The following is a 12,532-nucleotide window of genomic DNA, read 5'->3' as shown; positions in this document are numbered from 1 at the left end:
CGGCGGCACCGGCGTCGTCGGGTGTCGCAGGGCCGGGAGCAGGGGTGGCGTCGAGCACGCGCCCATCCTGGCCCACGCCGCCGACGCGTCGCGCACGACCCGCACGCACGGCCCGCGCGCGCAGCGCGTCGGCGGCAGAGGCTAGAAGAGCCGCGAGTCCACGTCGTCCACGCCGCGCATCGCGTCGTAGTCCAGCACCAGGCACGAGATGCCCCGGTCGACCGCGAGGACGCGCGCCTGGGGCTTGATCTCCTGCGCCGCGAACACGCCGCGCACGGGCGCGAGCAGCGGGTCGCGGTTGAGCAGCTCGAGGTACCGGGTGAGCTGCTCGACGCCGTCGATGTCGCCGCGGCGCTTGATCTCGATCGCGACCGTCCCGCCCGTCGGGTCCTTCGCGAGGATGTCGACCGGGCCGATGGCCGTCGGGTACTCGCGACGCACGAGCGTGTGGCCGTCGCCCAGCAGGACGATCTGCGCGGCGAGCAGCTCCTGCAGGTGGGCCTCCACGCCGTCCTTCACGAGGCCCGGGTCGACGCCCAGGTCGTGCGCGGAGTCGTGCAGGACCTCGTACAGCTCGATCTCGAGCCGGTCGTCGGACTTGGCGTGCTGCACCGTCCACACCTGCGTGACGCCGGCGGCGCTCGACTCCTCGTCGGGCTCGCCCACGGCGAGCGTGCACGGAGGGCTCATCCAGTTGAGCGGCTTGTACGAGCCGCCGTCCGAGTGCAGCAGGACGCTGCCGTCGGACTTGACGACGAGCAGCCGCGTGGCGCGCGGCAGGTGGGCGTTGAGCCGGCCGCTGTACCGCGCGGCGCAGGACGCGACGACCAGACGCATCAGCAGGACCTCTGACCTCGACGGCCGGTCGACGACCGGCGCTGGGGACGGCGGAGAGCCGTCAGATGACCGAGCCGACGCGGGACGGCGTCGCCTCGATCCAGGACGTGAGCCCGGCGTACGCGTCGGGCGACATCATCAGGTGGACGTCGGCGCCGCCCGCGCGGCACGTCACGACGACGAACGGCGTGCCGGACGGCTGGACCCCCTGGGTCCGCTCGACGACCTGCAGGCCCGACCGGTCCCAGCGGACCGACGGACGCGGTGCGAGCGACCAGCGACGCCACCAGTACAGGCGCTCGGAGCCGTACTGGGCGATGCCGAGCGACCACGGACCGGCCGACGACCGCCCCACGGCGCACCGGAACGACCCGACGCGACGCTCCAGCGTCTGCGCCCGCGAGACCCACATCAGGACGACGGCCAGCACCAGTGCCGCAGCACCGATCAGCAGGCCGACGACCAGAGGGCTCACCGTCGTGGTGACCTCAGTGCGCGTCGCCGGCGGACGCCGGTCGGGTGCCGGACGCGACCGTGTCGACGACGACGGTCACGGTGTCGGAGTCGACGGACAGGAACCCGCCGTCGACGTGCCAGCGCAGCGGCTCACCGCCGCCCACGGGCTGGACCCGGACCTCGCCGGGCCGCAGCACGGACAGGATCGGGGTGTGCCCGGCGAGGATGCCGATCTCCCCGTCGGCGGCGGGTGCCGACACCTGTCGGGCGGTGCCCGACCAGACCTTGCCGTCGGTGGCGACGAGGTCGACCTCGAGGTCAGCCACGGAGCCTCTCCTTCACGTTCGTTGCGGGATGCGGGACGCCTTGCGACGCCCGCGGCGGAGACCACCCCGCCCGCGACCCGGTGGTCCGGGGCGCGGGCGGGAGGGACTCAGACGCCGTACTCCTTCTGGATGCGGGCCCAGTTGCGCTCGAGGTCCTCGAGCCCGCCGATGTTGAAGAACGCCTGCTCGGCGATGTGGTCGAACTCGCCGTCCGCGATCTTCTTGAACGCCTCGACCGTCTCGGCCACGGCGACCGTGGAGCCCGGCACGCTCGTGAACTTCTCGGCCATGTAGGTGTTCTGCGAGAGGAACTGCTGGATGCGGCGCGCGCGGGCGACGACGGTCTTGTCCTCCTCGGACAGCTCGTCGACACCGAGGATCGCGATGATGTCCTGCAGCTCCTTGTTGCGCTGGAGGATCGACTTCACGCGCGTGGCCGTGTCGTAGTGGTCCTGGCCCACGTACCGCGGGTCGAGGATGCGCGACGTCGACGACAGCGGGTCGACGGCCGGGTACAGACCGCGCGACGCGATCTCGCGCGAGAGCTCCGTCGTCGCGTCGAGGTGCGCGAACGTCGTGGCCGGGGCCGGGTCGGTGTAGTCGTCGGCGGGCACGTAGATCGCCTGGAGCGACGTGATCGAGTGACCACGCGTCGAGGTGATGCGCTCCTGCAGCAGACCCATCTCGTCGGCGAGGTTCGGCTGGTAGCCGACCGCGGACGGCATGCGGCCGAGCAGCGTCGACACCTCGGAGCCGGCCTGCGTGAACCGGAAGATGTTGTCGATGAACAGCAGCACGTCCTGCTTGGCGACGTCGCGGAAGTACTCCGCCATCGTCAGCGCCGACAGCGCGACGCGCAGACGCGTGCCCGGCGGCTCGTCCATCTGGCCGAAGACGAGGGCCGTCTTGTCGAAGACGCCCGCCTCCTCCATCTCGACGATGAGGTCGTTGCCCTCACGGGTGCGCTCGCCGACACCGGCGAACACGGAGACACCACCGTGGTTCTGGGCGACGCGCTGGATCATCTCCTGGATGAGGACCGTCTTGCCGACGCCGGCGCCGCCGAACAGGCCGATCTTCCCGCCCTGGACGTACGGGGTGAGCAGGTCGATGACCTTGATGCCGGTCTCGAACATCGTGGTCTTCGACTCGAGCTGGTCGAAGGCGGGAGCCTTGCGGTGGATCGGCCAGCGCTCGGTGATCTCGAGCGTCTCGCCCTCCGCGAGGTTCAGCACGTCGCCCGTGACGTTGAAGACCTTGCCCTTGGTGACGTCGCCGACGGGGACCGAGATCGGCGCACCGGTGTCGCGGACCTGGGCGCCGCGGACGAGGCCGTCGGTCGGCTTGAGCGCGATCGCCCGCACGAGCGAGTCGCCGAGGTGCTGCGCGACCTCGAGCGTCATCGTGAACGAGCTCTCGCCCTCGCCCTGGCTGGACAGGTCGATGTCGACCTGCAGCGCGTTGTAGAGCTCGGGGATCTGGTCCGCGGGGAACTCGATGTCCACGATCGGACCGATGACGCGGGCGACCCGACCCACGCCGGGCGTGCCGGCGGTGGCGGCCGTCTCGTCGACGGTGGTGGCGGTCATGTCTGGCCTCGCTTCGCTCGTCCGGAGCGGCGCTCCGGCGTGGTCTGGGGTCGTGCGATGGGGGTCAGGAGGCCGAGGCGAGCGCGTCGGCGCCCGACACGATCTCGCTGATCTCCTGGGTGATCTCGCCCTGGCGCGCCTGGTTCGCGAGCCGGGTGTACATGCGGATGAGGTCCTCGGCGTTGTCCGTCGCTGTGTGCATGGCCCGCTGGCGGGCAGCCAGCTCGGACGCCGCGGCCTGCAGCAGGCCGGCGAAGATCCGCGACCGCACGTAGCGCGGCAGGAGCGCGTCGAGCACGACCTCGGGGCTGGGCTCGAAGTCGTACAGCGGCAGCGCACCCTTGTCGTCCGCGGGGGCGACGCCCTCGACGACCTCGAGCGGCAGCATCCGGATGACGCGGGGACGCTGCGTCACCATGTTGACGAACTGCGTGTAGACCACGTGCACCTCGCCGATGCCGCCCTCGTCGGCCGGGGCGCGGAACGCCTCGAGGAGCGTGTCCGCGATCTCCCGGGCGACCTCCGGCGTCGGCGCGTCGGAGTGACCCGACCACGCGCCCGCGAGCTCGCGCCCGCGGAACGTGTAGTACGTGACGGCCCGGCGGCCCGAGACGTAGAGGGCGACCTGCTTGCCCTCGGCCTCGAGGCGCGCGATGAGCCGCTCCGTCTCACGGATGACGCTCGCCGAGTAGGCGCCCGCCATGCCGCGGTCCGACGCGACGAGCAGCACCGCGACACGCTTCGTGTCCGACCGCTCCACGAGGAACGGGTGGGACACGTTCGAGTGCGTCGCGACGGCCGACACCGCGCGCGTGATGGCCCGCGAGTACGGCGACGCCATGCTCACGCGGTCCCGCGCCTTGCCGATGCGGGACGCGGCGATCAGCTCCTGCGCCCGGAACATCTTCTTGAGCGACTGGGTGGACTTGATCCGCTGCTTGTAGACCCGCTGGGATCCGGCCATCTCAGGCCTTCTTCTGCCGGACGATCTGCTCCTGCTCGACCTCGACGTCCTCGTCCGCGTCCGCGGCGCCGACCAGCGGCGAGCCGTCGGCCTTGAGGAAGCCGTTGCGGAACTCGTCGACCGCCGCCGCGAGGGCGTCCTGCGTCGCGTCGTCGAGCTTGCCCGACTCGGCGATGGTCGTGAGCACCTCGGTGTTGCGGCGCAGGTGGTCCAGGAGCTCGGACTCGAAGCGGCGGACGTCCTCGACCGGGACGTCGTCGAGCTTGCCCTTCGTGCCGGCCCAGATCGACGCGACCTGGTCCTCGACCGCGAACGGCGAGTACTGGCCCTGCTTGAGCAGCTCGGTGAGGCGCGCACCACGGGCGAGCTGGGCACGCGACGTCGCGTCGAGGTCGGACGCGAACATCGCGAACGCCTCGAGCGAGCGGAACTGCGCCAGGTCGAGCTTGAGCGTGCCGGAGACCGACTTCATCGCCTTGACCTGCGCGGCACCACCGACGCGGGACACCGAGATGCCGACGTCGACGGCGGGACGCTGGTCCGCGTTGAACAGGTCGGACTGCAGGAAGATCTGCCCGTCGGTGATGGAGATGACGTTGGTCGGGATGTACGCCGAGACGTCGTTCGCCTTGGTCTCGATGATCGGCAGGCCGGTCATCGAGCCCGCGCCGAGCTCGTCGGAGAGCTTGGCGCAACGCTCCAGCAGGCGGGAGTGCAGGTAGAAGACGTCACCGGGGTACGCCTCGCGGCCCGGCGGGCGGCGCAGCAGCAGCGACACGGCACGGTAGGCCTCGGCCTGCTTCGACAGGTCGTCGAACACGACCAGGACGTGCTTGCCCTGGTACATCCAGTGCTGGCCGATGGCCGAGCCGGTGTAGGGCGCGAGGTACTTGAAGCCGGCCGGGTCGGACGCGGGTGCCGCGACGATCGTCGTGTACTCGAGCGCGCCGGCCTCCTCGAGGGCGCCACGCACGGAGGCGATGGTCGAGCCCTTCTGGCCGATGGCGACGTAGATGCAGCGGACCTGCTTCGTCGGGTCGCCGGTCTCCCAGTTCGCCTTCTGGTTGATGATCGTGTCGATCGCGATCGCCGTCTTGCCGGTCTGGCGGTCGCCGATGATGAGCTGCCGCTGGCCGCGGCCGATCGGGATCATCGAGTCGATCGCCTTGATGCCGGTCTGCAGCGGCTCGTGGACCGACTTGCGGGCCATGACGCCGGGCGCCTGCAGCTCGAGGGCGCGGCGGCCCTCGGTCGCGATGTCGCCGAGGCCGTCGATCGGCTGACCGAGCGGGTCCACGACGCGACCCAGGTAGCCGTCGCCGACGGGGACCGAGAGCACCTCGCCGGTCCGGCGGACCTCCTGGCCCTCCTCGATGCCCGTGAACTCGCCCAGGACGACGACGCCGATCTCGCGGACGTCGAGGTTGAGCGCGAGGCCGAGCGTGCCGTCCTCGAACCGCAGCAGCTCGTTCGCCATGGCGCCGGGCAGACCCTCGACCTGCGCGATGCCGTCGCCGGCGAGCGTCACGCGGCCGACCTCCTCGGAGACCGCGCCCTTGGGCTCGTACGTCTTCACGAAGCTGTCCAGCGCGGCCCGGATCTCCTCCGGCCGGATCGTCAGCTCAGCCATTGTTCCTTCTCCTCATCGGACGCACGCGGTGCGTGCGGTCTCACAGGTTGTGGGTGCACTCGCGGGGGCGGGCACCGTCAGCTGGCAAGTCGTCGTCGGGCGTCGGCGAGACGCGCCAGCACGGTCGCGTCCACGACCTGAGGGCCGACCTGCACACGCAGGCCACCGAGCACGTTCGGGTCGTGCACCACGTTGAGCTGCACCACGCGGCCGTACGCACGCTCGAGGATCCCCGCGAGCCGGTCGCGCTGGGCGTCCGTCAGGGGGGTCGCCGTGGAGACCGTCGCGACCTGCCGCTGGCGGCGGGCGGCGATGAGGTCCGCCAGGTGCCCGAGCGCCGGGACGTACCGGCGTCCGCGCGGGGCGGCGGCGAGCCTCGTGGCGAGGGTCGCCGTCACCGGCGAGGTCCGTCCGGCGAGGATGTCCTCGACGAGCTTCACACGCGCCGCGGCGGGCACGCTCGTGTCGAACAGCGTCCGGCGCACCTCGCGCTGGCCCGTCAGGGCACGGGAGAACCGGAACAGCTCGTCCTCGACGCGGCCGAGCGAGTCGTCCGCCTCCGCCGCGGCCAGGACCGCGTGGAACGCGAGGTGCTCCGTCGCCTCGGTCAGGTCGGCGTCCGCCGACCAGCGCGAGCGCACGAGGACCTGCGCGACCTCGACGACCCGGGGGTCGGCGGCCTGCAGCAGCCGCGCGACCAGCGCGGCCTTGGCGTCACCGTCGATCGACGGGTCGGCCAGCGTCCGGCGCAGCGAGCCCGAGGAGTCCAGCGCGTCGACCAGGGCGAACAGCTGCCCTCCGAGGTCCGACGACTGCGCACCGGCAGCGTCGAGGACCGGCTCCCACCGCTCCTCCGCCGCCGCCAGCGACGCCCGACTCGTCCCGCGCATCAGTTCCCCTTACCTGCGTCCGCCGTGGTGGCGTCGAGCTCCGCGAGGAACCGGTCGACGACGCGCGACTGGCGCACCTCGTCCTCCAGTGCCTCGCCGACGATCTTCGACGCGAGCTCCGTCGCGAGCGTGCCGACGTCCTGCTTGAGCTGGACCGCCGCCTGCTGGCGCTCGGCCTCGATCTGCCGGTGCGCCGTCTCCGTGATCCGCGCGGCCTCCTCGGAGGCCTTGCTGCGCAGGTCGGCGACGATCTGGCCGCCCTCGGCGCGCGCGTCCTCGCGGATGCGTGCCGCCTCGGTGCGGGCGTCCTGCAGCTGCTGGTGGTACTCGGCCAGCGCGGCGGCCGCCTCGGCCTGGGCCGACTCGGCCTTGGCGAGGCCGCCCTCGATCTTGGCCGTGCGCTCGTCGAGGATCCGCTGGAACGTCGGGAGCGCGTACTTGTAGAACGCGATCGCGATGATCAGCAGGACGACCGTCGACCAGAAGATGTCGTACGGAGCGGGGAGGATCAGGTCGATGCCCTGCACCTCCTCGGTCCCTTCCGCGGCCGTCACGAGGGCCGCGGGGATCGCGGCGCCGATCACGGGAAGAGGAAGCCGGTGATGAGGCCGAGGAGGCCGAGGACCTCGACGAAGCCGATACCGATGAACATGGTGGTGCGCAGCTGACCGGCGACCTCGGGCTGACGAGCGATGCCCTCGATCGTCTTGCCGATGAGGATGCCCAGGCCGATACCGGGACCGATGACGGCGAGGCCGTAGCCGACGGTCGCGATGTTGCCCGAGACGGCGTCCGCCGCCGCGAGGATGGTGCTGGTGTCCGCAAGAGCCACGGTTGCTCGTTCCTTCCGTTGGGTACCCGACCGGTCGGCCGGCTACTCGATCGTGGGGGTGAGGACCGCGAGGGCCCTCCGGGGTGGGACGGTCAGTGTTCCTCTTCGACCGACAGGCTGATGTAGACGGCCGTCAGGACCACGAAGATGTACGCCTGCAGCGCGGCGACGAACGCCTCGAAGAGGGTCATCGCGAAGCCGGCGGTGAAGGTCAGCGCACCGAACGCCTTCATGGCGGGGGCGGCCTCGAAGATGAAGTACTGCGTGGCCGAGAAGCAGAGCACGAGCATGAGGTGCCCGGCGACCATGTTGGCCATGAGTCGGATCGCCAGCGTGGCGGGCCGGATGATGAAGACGGTGAGGAACTCGATCGGCGTCAGCAGGACGTACATGAACCACGGCACGCCGGGCGGGAAGAGGCTCGCCTTGAGGAAGCCGCCGACGCCGTGGGCCTTGACGCCCGCGCCGAGGTACATGACGTAGACCCACAGCGCGAGGACGACCGGCAGGCCGATGAGCGCGGTCCCGGCGATGTTGATGCCGGGGATGATGCCCGTGATGTTGAACGCGAGGATCGCGAAGAAGATCGTCGTCAGCAGGGGCACGTACTTGCGTGCGCGCTCCTTGCCCAGGATCTCCTCGGCGACGTTGACGCGCACGAAGTCGAGCAGCATCTCGATGACGTTCTGGAACCGGTCCGGCACCAGCTTCGCGCGACGGGCCGCGATGACCATGACGACGACGAGCACGAGCGCGACCAGCAGCCGGACCAGCTGGATCCTGTTGAACTCGAAGGGCGTGCCCTCGAACAGGATCGGCGGCGGGAAGAAGTCGGTGATCGACGGCGCATGGAATCCGCCCGACTCGCCCTCGTCGTGCGTGGCGAACGGCGCGATCATCGCGAGGCTGGACAGAGCGAGCTCCTGGTGGTCGTTGATGCTGCGCGCCCGCGTCCTCGTGGGCATGCGGCGGCACCTGGCCGTCATGGATGGCAGGAAGCCTAACCTATGAATCCGCCCCGCCGGACCTGCTGTCCGGGGGTACGGCTGGGACCTTGGGCCCAGGCGTCGGACGGGCTCGGACAGCCCGCCGCACGGCCCTCGCCGACCTGGTCGGACGGCCCCGCGGCGGTCGTCCGGGGACGCCCGGCCGACCGCGGGACGGGCGTCAGGCGGACGGCTCCACGTACGGGACGCGACCGCGCGAGACGGCCCGGTAGTCGAGGTACGCGGACCCCAGGACGCCCACCGCGAGCACGACCGCGAGGACCGGCTTGGAGTAGAACGTCAGGTCGCGCAGGAGCGCCAGGGCCACGATGACGACGATGACCTTGCCGAGCCACGCGCCCATGACGACGGCCGCCATCTTCTGCGGCGAGGCGTCGGCGGTCCGGATCATCGAGACGACCGTGGTGCCCGAGAACACGAGCGCGAGGCCGACGCCGATGAGCGCGCCCCAGACGCCCGCGAGGCCGTCGACGAGGTAGCCGATGCCGACACCGAGGACCGTGAGCGCCCCGAGCAGCAGGAGCATGTCGCGCAGCGCGGTCCGGAAGACCGCCTCGGCGGCCCTCGAGCTCGACGACGGCTTCGCGGGGGTGGTGCCGTCGTGGTCGGCCGGGGTGGTGGGGTCGGTCGTCACGGGGTCTCCAGGGGCGGGTGGGAGGCGCGGCCGCGCAGCGGTCCGAGCGTGAGCAGGGTCGCGACGAGCACCCCGATGCCGAAGACCACGAGGACGATCGTCGTGGACCACATGACGAGCGCGGCGACGCCGAACGCGAACACGGAGGTCCAGACGTACATGATCGCCACCGAACGGCGGTGGGAGTGCCCGAGCGCGAGCATGCGGTGGTGCAGGTGCATGCGGTCGGGGTGGAACGGCGACTTGCCGGCGCCGAGGCGCCGGACGACGGCGAGCGCCATGTCGAGCAGCGGGATGAGCAGCACCGCGAACGGCAGCAGCATCGGCAGGAACGCCGGGAACTGCTGCCGGACGAGCACGTCCTCGGGCTCGATCTGGCCGGTCACGACGATCGCCGCGGCGGAGAACACGAAGCCGAGGACCATCGAGCCGGAGTCGCCCATGAAGATGCGCGCCGGGTACACGTTGTGCGGCAGGAAGCCCACGCACGCCCCGACGAGCACCGCCAGGACGAGCGTCGCGAGGCTCGCGTAGTCGTCGCTGCTGGCGTCGACGATGAGCTGGTAGGAGTAGAGGAAGAACGCGGCGCCGCCGATCGCCAGCACGCCCGCCGCCAGGCCGTCGAGCCCGTCGACGAAGTTCACGGCGTTCATCGCGACGACCACGGTGAGGATCGTGAGGAACGTCCACATGCGCTCGGAGCCGAGCAGGACGCCGCCGATCGGGAGCTGGTAGAGCTGCACGCCCTGCCACGCGAGGAACCCCGCGGCGAGCACCTGGCCGATGAGCTTGGTGAGCCAGTCGAGGTCCCAGATGTCGTCGGCGACGCCCAGCGCGCACACGAGCGCGGCACCGCCGAGGATGCCGATGATCGGCCGTGGGTTGGCGTAGACGCCGTCGAGGAACGGCACGGTGCTCGCGAGCAGCAGCGCGACGAGGATGCCGACGTACATCGCCATGCCGCCCAGGCGCGGCGTCGGGATCGCGTGCACGTCCCGGTCCCGCACCGCCGTGATCGCACCCCAGCGCAGCGCGCACCAGCGGGCCAGCGGTGTCATGAGGTAGGTCACGGCTGCCGCGACGAGCAGGACGAGCAGGTAGACCCTCACGGGCCGGGCTCCCCCTGCGGTCCGGGCGCCTCGACGGGCGCGACCTCGGCGAGCTGCTCGAGCGAGATCGCGCCCGCCCGCACGAGCCGCAGCGTGCCGGTCGTCGCGTCGACGATCGTCGAGGCGACCTGGCCGGGCGCGTCGCCCCCGTCGAGGTAGACCGCGACCGACGTGCCGAGCTGGTCGAACGCGTCCTGCGCGGTGACCGCCGCGGGCGAGCCCGTGCGGTTGGCGCTCGAGACGGCCATCGGGCCCGTGCGGCGCAGCAGGGCCAGCGCGGTGGGGTGGTCGGGCACGCGCAGGGCGACCGTGCCGTTCGTCTCCCCGAGGTCCCACGCGAGCGACGGCTGCGCGCGGACGATGAGGGTCAGCCCGCCCGGCCAGAACGTGCTCGCGAGGGCGCGCACGTCGTCCGAGACGTCGGTCGCGAGGCCGTCGAGCGTGCGCACGTCGGGGATGAGGACCGGCGGCGGCATCTGTCGGCCGCGTCCCTTGGCGTCGAGCAGCGCCTGCACCGCGGGCGGCGTGAACGCGTCCGCGCCGATGCCGTAGACGGTGTCGGTGGGCAGGACGACCAGGGCGCCGCGGGAGACCGCGGCCACGGCCTCGTCGATCGCGGGACCCCAGCTGTTCGCATCGGACGCCGGCAGGATGCGCTCGCTCACGAGGGGGATCCTCCCACGTCCGGACGTCCGACCTGGACGTCTCGCGGTGCCGTCCCGTGGTCGTCCCGGGGGTCTGACCGGCGGGCGACGAGCATGCGCGGGCGACCCGTCAGGTCCGGTCGGCTGGCGACGTCGGTGAAGCCACCGGTGGCCAGTGCGACAGCCCGCGCGGCGGCGTCCTGGACCTCGGCGTGCTCCATGACGAGCAGGCCGCCCGGACGCAGCAGCCGCAGCGCGGCCTCGACCACGGCGCGCGGGACGTCGAGACCGTCGAGACCGCCGCCGTACAGCGCGAGGTCGGGGTCGTGGTCGCGGACCTCGGGGTCGACGGGCTCCGCGTCGGGCGGGATGTACGGCGGGTTCGACACGACGACGTCGACGCGCCCCGCGAGGTCGGCGAGCAGGTCGACGTCGCGGACGTCGCCCGTGAGCGCGCGCACGTCGGCACCGGCTGCCGCAGCGTTGCGCAGGGTGAGCGCCACCGCCGCGGGGGACGCGTCCACGGCCGTGACCTGCGACCCCGGGACCTCGGTCGCGACGGCGAGCCCGAGGCCGCCGGCCCCGCAGCACAGGTCGACGACGACCGGCGCGGTCCCCGCGTCGACCAGGCGGGCCGCCTCGTCGACGGCGACCTGCGCGACGACCTCGGTCTCGGGCCGCGGCACGAACACGCCCGGCTCGACGTGCAGCGTCAGCCAGCGGAACGTCGTGCTGCCGACGATGTGCTGCAGCGGCTCACGGCGGCGGCGCCGGTCGACGAGCGCGGCGAACGTCTCCGCGAAGCCGTCCGGGACGGGCGGGGCGAGCACGAGGTCGAGGCGGTCGAGACCGAGCGCGTGCGCGGCGAGCGCGGTCGCGTCCACGCGCGGGGACGGCACGCCGGCGTCGGCGAGGACGCGCGCGGCCCCCTCGACGAGCGCGCGCAGCCCCGGCGCCGGGTAGGTCGCGGGTGTCGCGGCGCCGGTCGTCACCGCTCCCCCGCGGACGCGAGCCGGGCGGCCTCGTCGGCGTCGACCGCCGACTGCACGACCGCACCGAGGTCGCCACCGAGCACGGCGTCGAGGTTGTACGCCTTGTAGCCGGTGCGGTGGTCGGCGATCCGGTTCTCCGGGAAGTTGTACGTGCGGATCCGCTCCGAGCGGTCGACCGTGCGGACCTGCGAGCGGCGGGCCTCCGACGCGGCGGCCGCGGCCTCCTCCTGGCGGGCGGCGAGCAGCCGCGCCCGCAGGACGCGCATCGCCTGCTCCCGGTTCTGCAGCTGGGACTTCTCGTTCTGCATCGAGACGACGATGCCCGTCGGCACGTGCGTGATGCGGACCGCCGAGTCGGTGGTGTTGACGGACTGCCCGCCGGGGCCGGACGAGCGGAACACGTCGATGCGCAGGTCGTTCGCGTCGATCTCGACCTCGCCCTCGTCCTCCGCCTCGGGCAGGACGAGCACGCCCGCCGCGGAGGTGTGGATCCGGCCCTGCGACTCCGTGACCGGGACCCGCTGGACGCGGTGCACGCCGCCCTCGTACTTCAGGTGCGCCCACACGCCGTCCTCGGGGGCGACCGCGCCGCGCGCCTTGACCGACAGGTGCACGTCCTTGA

Annotated in this window: 15 protein-coding genes; all 15 read right to left on the bottom strand. The window is 72.1% G+C overall.

The genetic code is table 11. The features are described 5' to 3' along the window. Positions 1-141 precede the first annotated feature (141 nt). Positions 142-837 (bottom strand): endonuclease NucS, encoded by a 696-nt coding sequence (gene nucS / locus CBZ_RS12560; protein ID WP_130781873.1) that lies wholly within the window; start codon positions 835-837, stop codon positions 142-144. A gap of 61 nt (positions 838-898) precedes the next feature. Next, on the bottom strand, positions 899-1,312 hold the full coding sequence (locus tag CBZ_RS12555) for a DUF2550 domain-containing protein (RefSeq protein WP_130781872.1): 414 nt from the start codon (positions 1,310-1,312) through the stop codon (positions 899-901). A gap of 13 nt (positions 1,313-1,325) precedes the next feature. Beyond that, on the bottom strand, positions 1,326-1,619 hold the full coding sequence (locus CBZ_RS12550; RefSeq protein WP_130781871.1) for a F0F1 ATP synthase subunit epsilon: 294 nt from the start codon (positions 1,617-1,619) through the stop codon (positions 1,326-1,328). 107 nt (positions 1,620-1,726) lie between these two features. Next, on the bottom strand, positions 1,727-3,208 hold the full coding sequence (gene atpD, locus CBZ_RS12545; protein WP_130781870.1) for a F0F1 ATP synthase subunit beta: 1,482 nt from the start codon (positions 3,206-3,208) through the stop codon (positions 1,727-1,729). A 64-nt stretch (positions 3,209-3,272) separates the two neighbouring features. After that, a complete protein-coding gene (locus CBZ_RS12540; protein WP_130781869.1) occupies positions 3,273-4,172 on the bottom strand; it encodes a F0F1 ATP synthase subunit gamma in 900 nt (299 codons plus the stop codon). A gap of 1 nt (position 4,173) precedes the next feature. Continuing rightward, on the bottom strand, positions 4,174-5,802 hold the full coding sequence (gene atpA, locus CBZ_RS12535) for a F0F1 ATP synthase subunit alpha (RefSeq protein WP_130781868.1): 1,629 nt from the start codon (positions 5,800-5,802) through the stop codon (positions 4,174-4,176). A gap of 77 nt (positions 5,803-5,879) precedes the next feature. After that, positions 5,880-6,692 carry a F0F1 ATP synthase subunit delta gene (locus CBZ_RS12530; RefSeq protein WP_130781867.1) on the bottom strand — a complete coding sequence of 271 codons (813 nt, stop codon included), beginning with the start codon at positions 6,690-6,692 and terminating at the stop codon, positions 5,880-5,882. Next, positions 6,692-7,276: a F0F1 ATP synthase subunit B gene (locus CBZ_RS12525; protein WP_130781866.1), complete on the bottom strand. Its 585-nt coding sequence runs from the start codon at positions 7,274-7,276 to the stop codon at positions 6,692-6,694. The genes CBZ_RS12530 and CBZ_RS12525 overlap by 1 nt, the downstream gene beginning before the upstream one ends. Then, the gene (gene atpE, locus CBZ_RS12520; RefSeq protein ID WP_013771954.1) at positions 7,273-7,524 is read right to left on the bottom strand and encodes an ATP synthase F0 subunit C; all 252 of its coding nucleotides are present in this window, start codon (positions 7,522-7,524) and stop codon (positions 7,273-7,275) included. The genes CBZ_RS12525 and atpE overlap by 4 nt, the downstream gene beginning before the upstream one ends. A gap of 92 nt (positions 7,525-7,616) precedes the next feature. Continuing rightward, complete coding sequence (gene atpB, locus CBZ_RS12515) at positions 7,617-8,423, bottom strand: F0F1 ATP synthase subunit A (protein WP_130781883.1); 807 nt, start codon at positions 8,421-8,423, stop codon at positions 7,617-7,619. Between the two features lie 268 nt (positions 8,424-8,691). Continuing rightward, positions 8,692-9,165 carry a Cg1360 family ATP-synthase-associated protein gene (locus tag CBZ_RS12510; protein ID WP_130781865.1) on the bottom strand — a complete coding sequence of 158 codons (474 nt, stop codon included), beginning with the start codon at positions 9,163-9,165 and terminating at the stop codon, positions 8,692-8,694. Then, the gene (locus CBZ_RS12505; protein WP_130781864.1) at positions 9,162-10,274 is read right to left on the bottom strand and encodes an MraY family glycosyltransferase; all 1,113 of its coding nucleotides are present in this window, start codon (positions 10,272-10,274) and stop codon (positions 9,162-9,164) included. Before CBZ_RS12505 ends, CBZ_RS12510 begins: the two co-directional genes overlap by 4 nt. After that, a complete protein-coding gene (locus tag CBZ_RS12500; protein ID WP_130781863.1) occupies positions 10,271-10,939 on the bottom strand; it encodes an L-threonylcarbamoyladenylate synthase in 669 nt (222 codons plus the stop codon). The genes CBZ_RS12505 and CBZ_RS12500 overlap by 4 nt, the downstream gene beginning before the upstream one ends. Continuing rightward, positions 10,936-11,910, bottom strand: a complete 975-nt coding sequence (prmC, locus tag CBZ_RS12495) for a peptide chain release factor N(5)-glutamine methyltransferase (protein WP_130781862.1) — start codon at positions 11,908-11,910, stop codon at positions 10,936-10,938. Before prmC ends, CBZ_RS12500 begins: the two co-directional genes overlap by 4 nt. Continuing rightward, a partial coding sequence (locus tag CBZ_RS12490; protein WP_130781861.1) for a peptide chain release factor-like protein occupies positions 11,907-12,532 on the bottom strand: 626 nt, incomplete at its 5' end. The genes prmC and CBZ_RS12490, both read right to left, overlap by 4 nt.

The organism is Cellulomonas biazotea, from assembly GCF_004306155.1.
GTDB lineage: Bacteria > Actinomycetota > Actinomycetes > Actinomycetales > Cellulomonadaceae > Cellulomonas > Cellulomonas biazotea.
This window is presented reverse-complemented; position numbering and strand designations above follow the sequence as displayed.